This is a genomic window from Pasteurella sp. WM03, from assembly GCF_004570945.1.
In the GTDB taxonomy this organism is placed as follows: domain Bacteria; phylum Pseudomonadota; class Gammaproteobacteria; order Enterobacterales; family Pasteurellaceae; genus Rodentibacter.
The window spans coordinates 1-18,054 of sequence record NZ_SPPO01000011.1 but is presented as its reverse complement, the minus strand read 5'-3'; the positions used below and the strand labels follow the sequence as shown (position 1 = coordinate 18,054).

The following is an 18,054-nucleotide window of genomic DNA, read 5'->3' as shown; positions in this document are numbered from 1 at the left end:
ATTTAAAATAAAATTTAAACAAAATAGGAAAAACCAAAATGAAATCATACAACATCGCAATCCTCCCCGGTGACGGAATCGGCCCTGAAGTCATGGCGGAGGCAATAAAAGTCCTTAACAAAATCCAAGAGAAATTCAATATTAAATTCAACTTTAATGAATTTTATGTCGGTGGTGCGGCAATTGACAATTGTGGGTGTCCATTGCCGGCTGAAACCTTAAAAGGTTGTGAAAACGCCGATGCAATTTTATTCGGTTCTGTTGGAGGCCCTAAGTGGACAAATTTACCACCGGATCAACAGCCGGAACGTGGTGCACTCTTGCCATTGCGTAAACATTTCAAATTATTTTGCAACCTCCGTCCGGCAACCCTTTACAAAGGGTTAGAAAAATTCTGTCCTTTACGTGCGGATATTGCGGCGAAAGGCTTTGATATGGTGGTGGTGCGTGAATTAACCGGCGGTATTTACTTTGGTCAGCCGAAAGGTCGTGAAGGCGAAGGGGCGCAAACCAAAGCATTTGATACAGAAGTCTATTACAAATACGAAATTGAACGCATTGCCCGTGCGGCTTTTGAAGCGGCAATGAAACGCCGTAAACACGTCACTTCCGTAGATAAGGCGAACGTATTGCAAAGTTCAATTTTATGGCGTGAAACCGTGGCGGAAATCGCAAAGGAATATCCTGAAGTGACCGTTGAAAATATGTATATCGACAATGCCACTATGCAATTAATCAAAGCACCGGAATCTTTTGATGTCCTGCTCTGCTCCAACATTTTCGGCGATATTATTTCCGATGAAGCAGCCATGATCACTGGTTCAATGGGAATGTTGCCTTCCGCCAGTTTAAATGAAGAAGGCTTTGGCTTATACGAACCAGCCGGCGGTTCTGCACCGGATATCGCCGGCAAAGGTATTGCCAATCCTATCGCACAAATTTTATCGGCGGCAATGATGCTACGTTATAGCTTTAACTTAAATGAAGCAGCTGATGCTATTGAGAATGCTGTACAAAAAGTTTTGGCTGCCGGCTATCGTACCGGCGATTTAGCCGATGATTCGGCCCCCATCTCTACGGCGGAAATGGGCACTTTGATTACAAACGCACTTTAACCCGTGGCTGAAAGTGCGGTCAAAAATTCTATCTTTTTTCACCGCACTTTCCCCTCAATAAAATAGAGAAAAAGATTATGGCAAAAACACTTTATCAAAAATTATTTGACTCTCACATTGTGTATGAAGCGGAAGGCGAAACGCCGATTTTGTATATTAACCGCCATCTGATCCACGAGGTCACCAGCCCACAAGCCTTTGACGGTTTGCGTGTGGCAGGTCGCAATGTGCGTCAAGTGGGTAAAACCTTTGGCACGATGGATCACAGCATTTCCACGCAAGTGCGTGATGTGAATAAATTAGAAGGTCAGGCAAAAATTCAAGTATTAGAACTTGAAAAAAACACCAAAGCTACCGGTATTCAGTTGTTTGATATGAAAACCAAAGAACAAGGCATTGTGCATGTAATGGGGCCGGAACAGGGTTTAACCCTTCCCGGTATGACGATTGTTTGCGGCGACTCGCACACTGCCACCCATGGTGCATTCGGGGCATTAGCATTTGGTATCGGCACATCAGAAGTGGAACACGTTTTAGCCACACAAACCTTAAAGCAAGCCCGAGCCAAAAGTATGAAAATTGAAGTCCGTGGCAAAGTTGCACCAGGGATTACCGCAAAAGATATTATCCTTGCTATCATCGGTAAAACCACCATGGCAGGCGGTACAGGACACGTTGTAGAATTTTGCGGTGAGGCAATTCGTGATCTTTCGATGGAAGGCAGAATGACAGTCTGCAATATGGCCATTGAAATGGGGGCAAAAGCAGGCTTAATCGCCCCGGATGAAACGACCTTTGAATATTTAAAAGGTCGCCCTCATGCGCCGAAAGGTCAAGATTGGGACGATGCGGTGGAATATTGGAAAACCTTAAAATCCGATGAAGATGCACAATTTGACACAGTGGTTACCTTAGAAGCAAAAGATATTGCACCGCAGGTCACTTGGGGAACGAATCCCGGGCAAGTTATCGGCATCAACCAATTAGTGCCGAATCCAACAGAAATGGACGATCCCGTTACCCGTGCGTCTGCAGAAAAAGCTTTGCAATATATTGGTTTAGAAGCTAATACGAATTTAAAGGATATTGCTGTCGATCAAGTGTTTATCGGCTCTTGCACCAATGCCCGCATTGAAGATTTGCGTGCTGCCGCAGCAGTGATGAAGGGGCGTAAAAAAGCAGATAACGTGAAACGCATTTTAGTCGTGCCGGGTTCAGGCTTGGTAAAAGAACAAGCAGAAAAAGAAGGCTTAGATAAAATCTTTATCGAAGCAGGCGCAGAATGGCGTAACCCGGGATGCTCTATGTGTTTAGGGATGAATGACGACCGTTTAGGCGAGTGGGAACGTTGTGCCTCCACCAGCAACCGTAACTTTGAGGGTCGCCAAGGTCGCAACGGACGAACACACCTTGTCAGCCCGGCAATGGCTGCGGCAGCAGGAATGTTCGGTAAATTTGTTGATATTCGTGATGTGGCATTAAATTAAGAGGAAACAAAAATGGCAGGATTTAAACAACTTTCAGGCTTAGTGGTACCCTTGGATGCAGCCAATGTGGACACCGATGCCATCATTCCCAAACAATTTCTACAAGCCATTACCCGTGTAGGCTTTGGCAAACATTTATTCCACGAATGGCGTTATTTAGATGTGGAAGGCACACAACCTAATCCGGAATTTGTGCTGAATTTTCCACAATATCAAGGGGCAACCATTTTACTTGCCCGTAAAAATCTTGGTTGCGGTTCTTCCCGTGAACACGCCCCTTGGGCACTCGCCGATTACGGTTTTAAAGTGATGATTGCCCCAAGTTTTGCGGATATTTTCTACAATAATAGCTTAAACAATCATATGTTGCCGATTCGTTTGAGCGAGCAAGAAGTAGAAGAAATTTTCCAATGGGTATGGGCGAATGAAGGCAAACCAATTCATGTGGATTTGGAAGCCATGACCGTGACCGTAGGCGAGAAAGTCTATCACTTTGAACTGGACGAATTCCGCCGTCATTGCTTATTAAACGGCTTAGATAATATCGGCTTAACCCTTCAGCACGAGGACAAGATCGCCGAATACGAGAAAAATATCCCGGCATTTTTGCGTTAATCCTACAAAAGTGCGGTTAAAAATCTCGGTGTTTTTAACCGCACTTTTACCTAAATGTTTCCATAGCGTTTGACAGACTTTCCCCTTCCCCCTATTATCTTCCACGCTTTTATATTGATTATTCTAAGGAACAGCACAATGATTGCTTACACCTTTCTATCTTTATTTACGATTGCGGCAATAATTTTTATTGTGAACTCTCATTATCGTTGGACATATCTTTTTGCGATTTCATTATTTGTTTTCTTCTTTGGTGGAATGCTCACCTTGACAGGACAATGGCAACGCGCGCTCAATTTTTCCTCTGTGTTTTTTGTGGCGCTGATGCTATTCCACCGCTTAAAAATCCATTACTATAAACAACCTTTGCTCATTTCCGATTTTTTTCTAGTGGTCGATTGGCGCAACTGGGAAACCCTATTGCACTATAAGGGTGCCTTAGTTGGTGTAATTGGCTTACTTACATTACTTGGTTATGCCATTTTCGGTTGGTCAGATACCGAATCACTGGGGATATTCGGGCATATATTCGGAGGGATTTTATTGCTCGGGAGTTTTTCCCTAATGTGGCATTATTCTAAAAATCCTCAGGCTTTACAGGTTTGGCTTGATTCTTTACCTGATGATGGGCGTGATGTGTTTTTAAATTTGCCGATGTCTTGTCGGGGAATTTTCTTCAAAGTGCCGCAATTTTCAGGTGAAAGTGAAAATTTTACGAAAAAAATGACTGCACTTTACGCACAACAAACCGGGCCAACCCCAGCAACCGACAAACCGGATATTGTGGTGGCATTATTAGAATCCACACTTAATCCTCACCAATTCGCTTTCACTCGGCAAAACATTCCACCACTGCCAATGTTTGAACAGCAAAAGGATACTGTCTTTATGTCTCCCTTGCGAGTACATACTTTTGCCGGTGCCACTTGGCGTTCCGAATTTGCTTTCCTTGCCGGCGTGCCTTGCACGGATTTTGGTGCATTAGCCAGCGGTGTTTTTTATTCCGTCGTGCCGCATTTAAAATCGGGCTTAATTAAAAATTTACGTGCACAGGGCTATTTCTGCGTAGCGCTCTCTCCTTTTACCAAAGGCAATTACAATGCAAAGTCCGCTTATGATCATTTTGGCTTTGACTTAATGTTGCAACCCCAAGATTTGGGCTATCCTGCGCCATTAAGCAAAAATTTATGGACAATCAGCAGTGAAGAAATGATGACATACACGAGAATGATCTTAGAAAAGCAACATCCTTCACTCGAAAAAATTAACCAGCCAATATTTATCTATGTTTTAACCATGCGTGAGCACGGCCCTTATAATTTAGATATGGAAAATATCTATCACCTTGAAATGCCAACTTTAAATGAGAAGAGCATTTCCTCACTCAATGATTACACTCAACGCATCGTGGCACTCAATGAAGCGATTGAGAAGATGGACGAATATTTACATCAACGCAACAAACCCTTTGTTTTCGGCTATTTTGGTGATCATCAAGTGGCATTTGATAACGCTATTCCGGCAAAAAAAGGCGATTTTCCTTTCCCTGATTACATCACTCAATTTGTCGTGAGAAGTAATGCAACTACGCCATTCAAACAAGAACAAGATTTCCTTGATCTTGCCTTTGCAGGCGGTTTATTGTTAGATGTTGCCGGATTATCAGCACAAGATAAGTTTATGGAAGCCAATAAAGCGATGCGCCAATTAAGTGAAGGAAAACTGGAAGATAGTCCGAATAAGCAGTTCGTTGATGACTATCGTCACTATCTCTATCAAACCTTAAAAATTGCACAATAATGGTTGAAGCCACGAAACATTATCTTGCTTCTGTTATCATTTCCTTCGTCTGAAGTTAAGGAATAGTAAGCCAACATAACCCACGAGTGGGCTAAATTAAAACCGCCCACTCGTTATTTCCTAAATATTAGGATTCTACCTTTGTTTTTTTCACCACATAGTTATAAATCACCAACACGATAAAGATACCGACTATCGAGAATGTGATCATATCTTTGGAAAAATATTGAGCCATGTAACCAAGTACAATTCCCACACCACCAAAGTCAGCATCAGAGAAAGTCGTATTGGCAAAACCTAACGAACCTAACACAGGAAGTAAGAATACCGGCAGGAAAGTGATCAATAACCCTTGGGCAAATGCCCCTATTATCGCGCCACGGCGACCACCTGTTGCATTACCAAATACACCGGCTGTCGCACCACAAAAGAAATGCGGTACAACGCCCGGAAGGATTAATACCCAATTCAATTGGTTCAACAAGGCAAGCCCGACAATCCCACCAACAAAACTAGAAAGAAAACCGATTAATACTGCATTTGGAGCATAGGGGAATACGATAGGGCAATCTAATGCCGGTTTTGCATTCGGTACTAATTTTTCAGAAATACCGGTAAAGGCGGGTACAATTTCAGCTAAAATTAAACGCACGCCTTGTAAGATAATAAATACCCCGGCAGCGAAGGTAATAGCTTGAATTGCCGCATAAACCAAATAGTGTTGCTCATGGCTATAATGCTGGCTAACATAATCACGTCCAGAGGCGATTGCAAGAATAAAATAAATCACCATCATGGTTAGAGAAATAGAAATCGAGCTATCACGCAAGAAACTTAGATTTTTAGGCAAATCCATTTCTTCGGTGGATTTAGAGCCTTTCCCGAACACTTGACCAAGTGCCCCTGAAAGCACATAGCCCAAAGTACCAAAATGGCCAAATCCAACCTCATCGCTTTCAGTAATTTTCTTCATATAAACATGTGCAATCGCAGGGAAGAATGCCATGATTAAACCAAGTGTAAGCGCACCGGTAAAAATTAATTCCACACCGTCTAAACCTGCCACGGTAAGTATTACGGCTATCATACAGGCCATATAAAATGTGTGATGACCGGTTAAGAAAATAAATTTTAAACGGGTAAAACGAGCAACAATAATATTGGCGACCATTCCAAATGCCATAATAAGTGCGGTTGCGGTTCCATATTTTTCAATTGCCATGGAAACAATGGCTTCATTATTCGGGATAATCCCCTGTACATTAAAACCATATTCAAACATACCGCCTAATGGCGAAAGTGAACCAACCAATACGCCGGCCCCTCCGCCTAATACAATAAAACCTAAGATAGTTTTAATCGTTCCCTTAATCACGTCCGGAAAAGATTTTTTCTGCATAAGCAAACCGACAAGTGCGATTAAACCCACCAGAATGGAAGGGACTTTAAGAATATCAAGGATAAAGAAAAGAATAGATTCCATTTTGTGTTCCTTCTGATAATGAAACAAAGTTAGCGATTAAAATATTCACCAAGTTTTTCTTCAAATTCAGTCACGCTGACAATATTTTTCATCACAATGACACGATCTTCGGGAATCGGGCTACTTTTTGCTATATCACGTGCCATAACGAAAACATCGGCATCATCGACCGTTACCGAAGCGAGATCGGTATGAGCGACTTCTGCCTCAATGCCTAATTTCTTTAAGGCTTTTTTAATGTTCATTTCCATCATAAAGCTACTACCAATACCATGTCCGCAAACAGCCATAATTTTCATAATGTTTCTCCTATAATGAGAGAGGATTGAATGAATAAGGGTTAGACTTTTCTAAAATTGTATGAAGATCAGAAACCTAGTCATTAAAAGTCTATTATTTCCAGCATAATTGCCTCACCGACAATTAAGTTAAAGCAAGTCTATGACTGAATGATAGCGTTATCAATAAGCAATATTCAGAAATGTGATCTGGTTAACATTTTTTTCATAAAGCCTTTTTGCTAAAATCAGGCAGGCTTAACATTTGGATATACTAAGAATGACTCTTTTAGGAAAACATCGCCGTTCATCCGGTAAAGTCACTTTATCGCATGTCGCAAAATTGGCAGGCGTAGGACAAATGACCGTTTCACGTGCACTACGTACCCCAGAACAGGTCTCGGCAGAACTTCGTGAAAAAATTCAGCAAGCCATTGAAACTTTGGGCTATGTTCCTAATTCTGCCGCTCGAGAATTAGCCTCTAATACTTCACGCAATATTGTGATCGTTACGCCTTCTATCACTGCAACGGAAAATACTCTGATACTCAACGGCTTACAAAAAGCCCTTGATGATGTAGATATTCAACTGATTATTCTAATTGCAGGTAAACCGAATTGGTTACGAGAGTTAGTGAATTATTCCCCCTCTGCGGTCATTCTGATTAATTTGAATGTACCTTTATCCGAACGAAATTGGATTGCCAATAGTGGCTTGCCTTGCATTGAAATCGGCTCAAAACAACGTACACCACTTGGTATTAATGTGTGTGTCGATGTTAAAAGTGCGGTCGAAATGATGATTGATTATTTAATCAAACAAGGTTATCAAGAAATCGGGTTACTCTGTGCCAGACAACAGCAGGCAATTTTCCAACAATATCTTGAAAGCTGGCATAAAACACTCCTCTCACGCTTTCGAGATCCTCAGCTCATTCTTCACAGTGCAGAAATCCCCTCCTTTTCCGGTGGGGCAAAATTATTCAATGAGGCATTATTGACTTGGGATAAAGTGGACGCATTAATTTTCCTTTCTGATGAATTAGCTTGCGGAGCGTTATTTGAAGCACAACGCAAGCATTATGCGATCCCTTATAAAGTCGCGATTGCCGGCTTAGGTGGATTAGAAGTCGGTCAAGCCGCCTACCCTACATTAACAACAATTCAAATTCCCTATGAGCAGTTAGGAAAAATTGCCGGTGAAAAATTAAAACAATGCCTCCAAGATACTCATCACTCCTTAGAAAAAGAAACCATTCAGCTTGAGACTCGGCTCATTATTCGGGATAGTGCCTAATAAAGCAGAAAGGGGTTATCTGAACACTTAAATCAAGATAGCGCTAAATTGCTGATCACTATCTTGAATAACGACATTATCATTATAAAACTCACAATAGCTGAACAACATTTCATACATCAAGTGCGGTCAAAATTATGAAGATTTTTAACCGCACTTTCTTCATTGACACAGCAAAGACATCTGCCTATTATCATTGCAATGATCCTGTTCTATAACTAAACCATGCAAAAAAATACTCTAACCCCACTCAAAAACGCTCTTGCCCAACGCATTTTAATCCTTGATGGTGCTATGGGGACGATGATCCAACAATATAAACTCACCGAGGCAGATTTCCGCGGTGAACGTTTTAAAAACAGCCCGATTGATGTACGTGGTAATAACGATTTACTCACACTTACCCAACCACTCTTGATTTCCGCTATTCACGAAAAATACCTTGAGGCGGGTGCCGATATTATTGAAACCAATACCTTTAGTGCCACGACCATTGCACAGGCAGATTACGAGTTACAGTCCATTGCCTATGAATTAAATTTTGCCGGTGCAAAATTGGCACGTCTTGCGGCGGATAAATACAGCACACCGGAAAAACCACGTTTTATCGCCGGCATTCTAGGCCCAACCAATCGAACCGCCTCCATTTCCCCAAATGTGAACGATCCCGGTTTTCGGAATATCACCTTTATGGCATTAGTAGAAGCCTATGCAGAAGCCACTCGAGGTTTGATAGAAGGTGGCTCAGATTTAATTATGATCGAAACCATTTTCGACACGCTCAACGCCAAAGCAGCAGTATTTGCCATTGAAACGGTATTTGAAGAATTGGGTGTAGCGCTGCCGATTATGATCTCAGGCACGATCACCGATGCCTCGGGACGAACACTCTCAGGACAAACCACTGAAGCCTTCTACAACTCCCTTCGCCACGCTAAACCGATCAGTTTCGGATTAAACTGTGCATTAGGGCCGAAAGAGCTGCGTCAATATGTGGAACAACTTTCCAAAATCAGCGAAACCTATGTTTCCGTTCATCCTAACGCCGGTTTGCCGAATGCCTTTGGTGGCTATGATTTAGGCGCAGAAGAGATGGCAGCGCAATTAAAAGAATGGGCGGAGAGCGGTTTTGTGAATATTATCGGAGGTTGCTGCGGCACAACGCCCGAACATATTAAAGCCTTTACAGAAGCGGTGGCAAACATTCCACCACGCCGATTGCCTGAAATTAAAACTGCCATGAGGTTGTCTGGGCTTGAGCCACTCAATATTGATGACGACAGTTTGTTTGTCAATGTGGGGGAACGCAATAATGTGACGGGTTCGGCAAAATTCAAAAAATTAATCAAAGAAGAAAAATTTGCTGAAGCCATTGAGATTGCGATTGAACAAGTAGAAAACGGCGCACAAGTGATCGATGTGAATATGGACGAAGCCCTACTCGACTCGCAAAAATGTATGACCCGTTTCCTCAACATTATGGCAACAGAACCCGATGCCGCCAAAGTACCTGTGATGATCGATTCAAGTAAATGGGAAGTAATTGAGGCAGGTTTGCAAGCGATTCAAGGGAAAGGCATTGTGAACTCCATTTCACTGAAAGAGGGGGAGGAAAAATTTATCCAACAAGCCAAATTGGTGCGTAAATACGGTGCGGCAGTGGTTGTGATGGCATTTGATGAAGTGGGGCAAGCAGATACCGAAGATCGAAAAGTGGAAATCTGCACCCGTGCTTATCGGATTTTGGTCGATCAAGTGGGCTTTCCACCCGAAGATATTATTTTTGACCCGAATATTTTCGCCATTGGCACAGGGATCGAAGAACACAATAACTACGGTGTGGATTTTATCAATGCCACAGGGCGAATCAAACGTACCTTACCGCACGCCAAAATTTCAGGTGGAGTATCCAATGTATCCTTCTCCTTCCGAGGCAATAATGCCATGCGTGAAGCCATACATGCGGTATTCCTCTACCATGCCATTAAACAAGGAATGGATATGGGGATTGTCAATGCGGGACAACTAGCGATTTATGACGATCTCGATCCCGAACTGCGTGAAGTCGTGGAAGATGCGGTGCTTAATCGCCACCCTGATGCAACTGAACGTCTATTGGATATTGCGGAAAAATATCGTCATCAAGGTAACGAAAGTGCGGTCGATTCTGTCGCAGAATGGCGCACTTGGTCAGTGGAAGAACGCTTAAAACACGCCTTGGTGAAAGGAATCACTACCTATATTGTGGAAGATACCGAAGAAGCCCGCCAAAAATTCCCGACACCATTAGAGGTGATCGAAGGGCCATTGATGGACGGTATGGACGTGGTCGGTGATTTATTTGGGGACGGTAAAATGTTCTTACCCCAAGTGGTGAAATCGGCACGGGTGATGAAACAGTCAGTCGCCTATTTAGAGCCATTTATCAATGCGACCAAACAAAAAGGCTCATCAAATGGAAAAGTCGTGATCGCTACTGTCAAAGGCGATGTGCACGACATCGGCAAAAATATCGTCAGCGTGGTGTTGCAATGTAATAATTTTGAAGTGATTGATCTTGGCGTGATGGTGCCGGCGGATAAAATTATTCAAACAGCGATTGACGAAAACGCGGATATTATCGGCTTGAGTGGGTTGATCACGCCGTCCCTCGATGAAATGGAATACTTTTTAGGCGAAATGAACCGCCTGAAATTGAATATTCCCGTCATTATCGGCGGAGCGACCACCTCCAAAGAACACACAGCGATTAAACTTTACCCGAAATATCAGCACGAAGTGATTTACACCACCAATGCCTCCCGTGCCGTGACCGTCTGTGCGGCGTTGATGAATCCGGAAACTAAAGCAGAACTATGGGCGAGAACGAAACAAGAATACGAAAAAATCCAGCAAGCCTTTGCCAACAAAAAAGCACCCCGCAAGCAGTTACCAATTGAAGAAGCCAGAGCCAACCGCTTTGATGCCTTCAGCGGCGAATGGGCGGATTATCAAGTGCCTGTGCCAAACCAGATAGGCGTTATCGAATATAAAAATGTGCCGATTGCTACGTTACGCCAATTTATCGACTGGTCGCCATTCTTCCGCTTATGGGGCTTGATGGGCGGCTACCCTGATGCCTTTGACTATCCTGAAGGCGGTGAAGAAGCCCGTAAAGTCTATAATGATGCACAAAAAGTGTTGGACGAATTAGAGCAAAATCACAAGCTCAACCCTAGCGGTGTGATGGGAATCTTCCCGGCCAACAGCGTGGGCGATGATATTGAAATCTATCAAAATTCTGACCGCACTTTAGTGGCAGGCAAGGCCTATCATCTCCGCCAACAAGGTGAAAGGGGTAAAAACAGCAAAAGCCCGTACAATCTTTGTTTAAGCGATTTTATCGCAAGCAAAGAGAGCTGTAAGCAAGATTGGTTCGGCATGTTCGCCGTTTGTGCAGGGACAGAAGAACACGATTTAGTGGAAGGCTACAAAGCCGCAGGGGACGACTACAATGCGATTTTACTGCAAGCCGTTGGCGATCGACTTGCCGAAGCGATGGCGGAATATCTGCACTTTGAACTTCGCACGAAAATCTGGGGATATAGCAAAGAAACCTTTGAAAACGACCGCTTGATCCGTGAAGATTACATCGGCATTCGCCCTGCCCCCGGCTACCCAAGTTGCCCTGAACACACCGAAAAACAGATCATCTGGGATTTACTGGAGGTAGAACAACGCATCGGCATGAAACTCACCGAAAGCTACGCCATGTGGCCTGCCGCCAGTGTTTGTGGCTGGTACTTCACCCACCCAGCTTCCAACTACTTCACATTGGGAAGAATTGATGAAGATCAGGCAGTGGATTATGCCAAACGGAAAGGCTGGGGAGAGAAAGAGGTGGAGAAGTGGTTGGGGGTGGTGATGAAGTGAAGCACTCAAAACAATTAAAGGTAGTAAATAATATCTATGGTGATTCTAGAGGGCTAATAATATGAAACAAGTCTATATTACTCACGGTTATACAGCAAATGAAGACCAACATTGGTTTCCTTGGCTTGAATTAGAATTAACAAAAATTGGCATTCCTTGCCAACGGTTAGCTATGCCAAATAGCCATCAACCTAACTCACGAGAATGGCTCAATTATCATTTACAAAATGTGATTCTAACACCAGAAACTATTTTAGTCGGACATAGCCTCGGATGTATCGCTTCTCTTCGTTTACTTGCCCATACTCAACAAAAAATTACGGCGGGAATTTTCGTTTCTGGATTTTACGAATCGGTACCGGGTTTACCGATGTTAGATGAATTTATAACAGATTATGCAAAACAACTCCCCTGTTTACCAGAGCATTCTTATGTCATTACAGCCCAAGACGATAGTATTGTGCCTTCTGAGTTCAGCCAACGATTTGCACATTATTTAGGAGCTGAGTATCATTGCTTACCAATGGGGGGACATTTTCTTGATCGAGAAGGGGCAACTGAATTTCCACTTTTATTAGAAATTATTCGTTTACTGACATAAAGTTGAAAAGGAGCAACGTATCGAATAAAACTCACCGAAGGCTACGCCATGTGCCATGTGCCAACCGCTAGCATTTGTGGTTGGTATTTCACCCCCCCCCCCTTCTAATTACTTCACCCTAGGGAGAATTGATGAAGATCTGGCAATGGATTATGCACAACGCAGGGGGGAGTGAGAGAGAAAGGGTGAAGTCGTTGGAAGTGGCGATGAAATAGAGTTAATTTATTAGAATTAGATATAGCATTTCCCCACTTTCCTTTAGTATATAAAGAAAAAGCGGCATTCAAAATGATATTTAATTGGAGTAAAATGGAAAAAATAAAAAATTTTAAATTAACACTATCTTCTATTATGGGAATTGAATGGTTAATTTCCTTTTTATTATTAGTAACATATTTAGATTTATATTTCCAGGTTAAATATAACATATCAATTGTAACTGCATTAGAAAGGTGGGAAATATATCTTAAGAACCCTATTGATTACTTATTTTTACTAATTCCATTTTCATTAATTTTTTCTATTCTATTTCCTATCATGGAGTTTATTTATGTTATGTTTATTTCAGATTTACTTACAAGAGTGGGATTAAAAGTCTATAGAACATCATATGACGAAAATTTTAAGCATCTAGATAATGTAATATTAATAACCATTCAGACTAATAATGATACATTAATGAAGTATTGTGAACAATGTAAGATCACTTTTAAAAAAAGAAGGTTTATAACTGTAGCTAGTTGGGGAATTATATATTTATTATTACTCTACTACTCATTACCTAATAATGGAGATAACCCTATTTTAATAAAAATATATATTGACTCCTTTAAATATGCAGAAGAAAAATCTATTTTTCTTTTATATAGTCTAATGCTTGCAAGTATATCCTCTGTCTTTTTTCTATTTGATACTTTATTTTATATTAATAGAAAAGAAGTATATTTCCCTGTAATAAAAGATAAATAAGTTTAGACTTACCAGTATATTTTATTTCTACAACATATCTAAACCTTAAGAAGATTATATAGACATAGCAGACAAGGAGTTGACCATAATTTTACGCTCCCATTTTGTTCACTATGCAAGTATTTCTCCCCTAAAGGAGCTTAGCATAACCTAGGGTAACTTGTTACCCGCGGCATTAAAAACTCCCATAACAGCTAATCCATCACATAAACCACTTCAACCCCATCAATCTTGAGTTTTTCATAGTATTTTCCTGTAATCAGGATCTTTTTATAGTTATCTTTAATATACAAAAGATTATTGATTTCGTGGATATTTTCAGGGATTTAAAAGGCAACTTGAATATATGAAATTTCATCAGACTTTTGAGCAATAAAGTCAATTCCTTTGCTATCTAGTTTCCCTACATCAACAATATAGCCTCATCTTAATAACTCAATAAAACAATATTTTCTAAACGATTAGAATCATTCGTATTTTGCTTCATCTTTTATAGAATAATCGGTAAATATCACAACTAAAAAACCCCTCTTAGGTTTTCCTAAGAGGGGTTTTAGTTAATGACTATACAAGTCAACAATTAAGCAATTTGTACAGTAACAGCCTCTTCTACAAGAAGTTGTGCACCATAAGTTGCACCTGTCTGGTTATAGGCTTTATAGGTTACACCGCCATCAGTGACAGTACCTGCTTCTTCCCAGTTACCACCGATAAGGTCAACTTTATCTTGAGCATCACCTAATACTTTCACTTGGTGTTTAGATTGACCAAATGTTTTAAGCTGGTGATTTAGGTCAAGTACATCTTGTACACCAATTTTCAGTGTTTTCGCACTCTCTCCTTTATCTAAATCAAGTACTTCGATATTTGAGATACGGGACATGCCAACACCTGTTGCCATATATCCGACACCTGCGTTCGTGATCTTAGAGAAATCAATCGTTGTTACATCACTTGCAAAAGATAATGTATCAACACCTTGACCACCGTCTACACGAGCGAAACGTCCATCCTGCTCATAACTATTCGTACGAGCTAGGGCATCAAGGTTGCTTTGATTTAGTACAATGGTGTCATTGCCAAAACCGGTGTAAATAACATCCGCACCACCATTACCGTATACCTTATCAGCACCGCTAGTTCCGCCAATAAAATCGCTAAACTCGGTACCTTGTGCTTCACCATTTTCTACAGTGATTGTTGGCTGTACATTTAGCTCTCGATGTCCTGAGAAAATAGTTACTTGCCCTGGGTTAAGGATCACATCTCCAGAGCTGGAAGTTCTAGAATTCGTACTTGCTGTTGCAGGGCTATGTAGTAAGGCAAAGTCCACCAAACCATCACCATTAAAGTCAGAGAAACCGGCAATAGCTAAACCTTTAGTTGCTGATTCAGGAATAATAAAACCATGCACGCCAATATTCTCTAAATCAACCGTAGTCGTTGTATTACCCGGCGCACCAAATAATACGAAGCTACCGCCTGTCTCATTTGCAATAACATAATCACCTAAGCCATCACCATCTAAATCACCAATACCTGATACGGCAGTTTTATCAGTGAATGTGCCTTCTTTACCTTTAATAATTATGCCACCATTACCGCCGGTTATGCTATCAGCACCAAATGACACAGGTGTTGTGCTATTACCACCAAAAAGAACATAAGCTCGATCTTGTTCAGGTGAAACAACTATCGCATCAGCATAGCCATCGCCATTCACATCACCGGCAGCATTTACACTATCAACCTCATTACTAAAGGTCAGAACGTTGCTGTTATTTAGACCCTCTTTGCTACCAAAGAAAATACCTTTATTAGTAACAACATCAGCATAACCATCATTATTGAAGTCACCTAATGCCGCCGCACGTGGTGCTTTTGCAGTAACATCAGCCTCAGCTTTATTAAACTCTAAGCCGGTTTGATCCGGGTTACCACCTTGGCTAAATGGTTTACCAAAGTATACATTAGAAGTCGTTGGCCCTAATACCGCAACATCAGATAAACCATCCCCGTTTACATCACCGATACCGGCAATACCTGTGGCTGGTACTCCATTATGATTAATCGTAACGCTTGGTGCTTGCGCTTCAGGACCTGAAATCAATGTAATGTTAGCTGTAGTCGGATTATAATCAGGTAAAGTAGCTGTATAACTAGTTACCCCTGCAACACTTGGATTCCGTTTATAACTTATTGCGTGTGTAGCAGCCACAACGTCATTCAAGCCATCTCCATTAAAGTCACCCAATCCTGTTTGTAAATAAGTTGATTGACCAATACTAAGTGGCTTAGAGCCAAACCCACCCTGTCCATTAGAGGTCATCACATCATAACCGGCACGGTTTACAGAAACAGCCGCTAAGTTATCAAAACTATTTCCAAGTGGCCCTAATGACGAAATTGTTGTTCCGTTCATGCTAACTTTTTTCATCGACGCATCACTAAAGGTGTGAGACGAACCACGGACAACAGTAATATCAAAGCTTTCTACAGTTGATGCAGGTATTGTACTCTCCGTTGAAGCATAGAACGAATGTTGTTTAATCGTCAATGTTTTCTCTTGAGGTACGTCATATGTCCAGTTTCCGTTTGCATCAGCTTGAACTTCTGCAAATTTCACATAGTGGCCACCTGCATCTTTTTCAAACAAGTAAACTGTACTGTTTGGTTTAGTTGCTGTACCTTTAAGCATTGGGTTAGCATCATCAGTTTGTGTTCCGCTCAGGAAAGTACCCGTAACATCGCCAATATCATCGTCATAAGAAGTGATTTTAGCCGTCATGGTTACATCAGGAACATCTACCGGCTTCGCTTTATCTAACTCAGCTTGTGCAGCTGTTTTACCTTGACCATCCGGTAAGCTGTCGATTGCTTTCTGTGCTGCATCTTTCGCTGCTTCAACTGCAGCGTTTGCATTTTCAATCGCTTTCTTCTCTTCAGGAGTGATCGAGTTATCTGAGTTCGCCTTGTCAAGTGCGTCTTTTGCTGCTTCCGCCGCAACTTTTGCAGCATTAACTAAGTCATCAACACTATCCGGAACACCGTTACTGTTTTCATCATTGACTGCAGGTACTTGAATACCGTCTAACGCATCAACAGTGCCTTGTAAAGTGTCTTTACCTTCAATACTATCCGGTAAACCTTTCACTGCTTCATCCGCTGCTTTTTTCGCATCACTCGCTGCTTTCTGCGCTGCGTCTAATTCGGTTTTTTCAGTCGGGTTAATTACACCGTCTTTCTGAGCTTCTTTTAACGCATCTTTCGCCGCTTGGTCGGCGTCTTTTGCAGCTTTCACCAAGTCATCCACATTATCCGGGATACCGTTACTGTTTGCATCGTTTACAGCTGGCACCTCAACACCATTTGCTGAATCAACTTTCTCTTTTAACCCAGCTTTTTCAGGTGAAGCATCATCTACGTTGCTGAGCGCTTCATTTGCAGCCGCTTTCGCATCATCTACCGCTTTATTGAGTTTCTCCAATTCAGCAACAGCTTCTGGACTTACCACTTTTGGATCACCTAAACTATCCAATTTATCTTGAGCTGCTTTTTGTGCATCTTCAACTGCTTTCACTAAATCATCTACGGCTTTATCTACCGGTGCTTGATCTGTAGTTGTTGAAGGTGTCTTGTTAGCGGCTGCAGGTGTAGTTTTTACAGTAACTGTAGAACCATCTTTCACATCATCAGCTGGTAATGTCACTACCCCATTACGAATGCTGTCATGTCCTGTCCATCTAATATTACCGTTAGGTTGTGCAACACCTGTTACTGTGACAGTTTGTGGATTACCATTTTCATCAGTATAGGTAATTTCAGCCACTCCAGCCTCTTGAGGTAATTGAATTTTAACCTGACCTTTATCATTGCCTGTTGTAACAGGAGTGATAATAGCCGATGCAGCTTCTTCAGTTGGAGTTACCAGTGGTACTTCTACCGGATTTACTTCGTCTAAACGACCTTGTAATTCCTCTTTACCTTTGCTGTCCGGTAAATTATCAAGTGCTTTTTGTGCGTCATCTTTTGCTTTTTCAACCGCAGCATTTGCATCTTCAATCGCTTTTTTCTCATCAGCCGTGATCACACCATCAGATTTCGCATCTTCAAGTGCTTTTTCTGCCGCTTCTTCTGCATCTTCTGCGGCTTTCACCACATCTTCCAATGCTTTCTCTTGATCATCCGGGATACCATTGCCGTTAGCATCAGTAACATCAGGAACCTCTACCGGATTTACTTCGTCTAAACGACCTTGTAATGCGTCTTTACCTTTGCTGTCCGGCAAGTTGTCAATAGCTTTTTGTGCTGCATCTTTCGCTGCTTCAACAGCCGCATTTGCATCTTCAACCGCTTTCTTCTCTTCAGGTGTGATCACACCATCAGATTTCGCATCTTCAAGCGCTTTTTCTGCTGCTTTTTCTGCGTCTTCTGCGGCTTTCACCACATCTTCCAATGCTTTTTCTTGATCATCCGGGATACCATTGCCGTTAGCAT

Annotated in this window: 11 protein-coding genes and 1 pseudogene; 8 read left to right on the top strand and 4 right to left on the bottom strand. The window is 41.8% G+C overall.

Annotation, left to right across the window (positions count from 1 at the left end; translation table 11 throughout):
* Positions 1-38 precede the first annotated feature (38 nt).
* The 4 genes from leuB (at position 39) to E4T92_RS09825 (ending at position 5,017) form a co-directional block, all read left to right on the top strand.
* Positions 39-1,115 (top strand): 3-isopropylmalate dehydrogenase, encoded by a 1,077-nt coding sequence (leuB, locus tag E4T92_RS09840; RefSeq protein WP_135094550.1) that lies wholly within the window; start codon positions 39-41, stop codon positions 1,113-1,115.
* Between the two features lie 77 nt (positions 1,116-1,192).
* Complete coding sequence (gene leuC, locus E4T92_RS09835; protein WP_135094549.1) at positions 1,193-2,602, top strand: 3-isopropylmalate dehydratase large subunit; 1,410 nt, start codon at positions 1,193-1,195, stop codon at positions 2,600-2,602.
* 12 nt (positions 2,603-2,614) lie between these two features.
* Complete coding sequence (leuD, locus tag E4T92_RS09830) at positions 2,615-3,217, top strand: 3-isopropylmalate dehydratase small subunit (protein WP_135094548.1); 603 nt, start codon at positions 2,615-2,617, stop codon at positions 3,215-3,217.
* 138 nt (positions 3,218-3,355) lie between these two features.
* Positions 3,356-5,017, top strand: coding sequence for an LTA synthase family protein (locus E4T92_RS09825; RefSeq protein WP_135094547.1), 1,662 nt, complete (start codon positions 3,356-3,358; stop codon positions 5,015-5,017).
* A gap of 127 nt (positions 5,018-5,144) precedes the next feature.
* Here E4T92_RS09825 and E4T92_RS09820 read toward each other — a convergent pair whose 3' ends face one another.
* Positions 5,145-6,500, bottom strand: coding sequence for a PTS ascorbate transporter subunit IIC (locus tag E4T92_RS09820; RefSeq protein ID WP_135094546.1), 1,356 nt, complete (start codon positions 6,498-6,500; stop codon positions 5,145-5,147).
* Between the two features lie 29 nt (positions 6,501-6,529).
* Positions 6,530-6,799: a PTS sugar transporter subunit IIB gene (locus E4T92_RS09815; protein ID WP_077543115.1), complete on the bottom strand. Its 270-nt coding sequence runs from the start codon at positions 6,797-6,799 to the stop codon at positions 6,530-6,532.
* 259 nt (positions 6,800-7,058) lie between these two features.
* On the opposite strand from E4T92_RS09815, the gene E4T92_RS09810 reads away from it, so the two are divergent.
* From E4T92_RS09810 to E4T92_RS09790, 4 genes are all read left to right on the top strand, one after another.
* A complete protein-coding gene (locus E4T92_RS09810) occupies positions 7,059-8,075 on the top strand; it encodes a LacI family DNA-binding transcriptional regulator (protein ID WP_135094545.1) in 1,017 nt (338 codons plus the stop codon).
* A 225-nt stretch (positions 8,076-8,300) separates the two neighbouring features.
* Positions 8,301-11,987, top strand: a complete 3,687-nt coding sequence (gene metH / locus E4T92_RS09805) for a methionine synthase (RefSeq protein WP_135094543.1) — start codon at positions 8,301-8,303, stop codon at positions 11,985-11,987.
* A gap of 61 nt (positions 11,988-12,048) precedes the next feature.
* Positions 12,049-12,588 carry an alpha/beta hydrolase gene (locus E4T92_RS09800; protein WP_135094541.1) on the top strand — a complete coding sequence of 180 codons (540 nt, stop codon included), beginning with the start codon at positions 12,049-12,051 and terminating at the stop codon, positions 12,586-12,588.
* 309 nt (positions 12,589-12,897) lie between these two features.
* The gene (locus tag E4T92_RS09790; protein WP_135094539.1) at positions 12,898-13,557 is read left to right on the top strand and encodes a hypothetical protein; all 660 of its coding nucleotides are present in this window, start codon (positions 12,898-12,900) and stop codon (positions 13,555-13,557) included.
* Positions 13,558-13,751: 194 nt separating this feature from the next.
* On the opposite strand, the pseudogene E4T92_RS11370 reads toward E4T92_RS09790, so the two are convergent.
* Together E4T92_RS11370 and E4T92_RS09780 are read right to left on the bottom strand one after the other, a co-directional pair.
* Positions 13,752-14,041 (bottom strand): annotated as a pseudogene (locus E4T92_RS11370) (hypothetical protein); the annotation flags it as partial.
* A 96-nt stretch (positions 14,042-14,137) separates the two neighbouring features.
* The coding region (locus E4T92_RS09780; protein WP_135094537.1) for an FG-GAP-like repeat-containing protein at positions 14,138-18,054 on the bottom strand (3,917 nt) is incomplete at its 5' end.

Bases quoted from the DNA above. Each gene is read 5' to 3' on its own strand.
- leuB (WP_135094550.1), top strand. From the start codon at position 39: ATGAAATCATACAACATCGCAATCCTCCCCGGTGACGGAATCGGCCCT.
- leuC (WP_135094549.1), top strand. From the start codon at position 1,193: ATGGCAAAAACACTTTATCAAAAATTATTTGACTCTCACATTGTGTAT.
- leuD (WP_135094548.1), top strand. From the start codon at position 2,615: ATGGCAGGATTTAAACAACTTTCAGGCTTAGTGGTACCCTTGGATGCA.
- E4T92_RS09825 (WP_135094547.1), top strand. From the start codon at position 3,356: ATGATTGCTTACACCTTTCTATCTTTATTTACGATTGCGGCAATAATT.
- E4T92_RS09820 (WP_135094546.1), bottom strand. From the start codon at position 6,500: ATGGAATCTATTCTTTTCTTTATCCTTGATATTCTTAAAGTCCCTTCC.
- E4T92_RS09815 (WP_077543115.1), bottom strand. From the start codon at position 6,799: ATGAAAATTATGGCTGTTTGCGGACATGGTATTGGTAGTAGCTTTATG.
- E4T92_RS09810 (WP_135094545.1), top strand. From the start codon at position 7,059: ATGACTCTTTTAGGAAAACATCGCCGTTCATCCGGTAAAGTCACTTTA.
- metH (WP_135094543.1), top strand. From the start codon at position 8,301: ATGCAAAAAAATACTCTAACCCCACTCAAAAACGCTCTTGCCCAACGC.
- E4T92_RS09800 (WP_135094541.1), top strand. From the start codon at position 12,049: ATGAAACAAGTCTATATTACTCACGGTTATACAGCAAATGAAGACCAA.
- E4T92_RS09790 (WP_135094539.1), top strand. From the start codon at position 12,898: ATGGAAAAAATAAAAAATTTTAAATTAACACTATCTTCTATTATGGGA.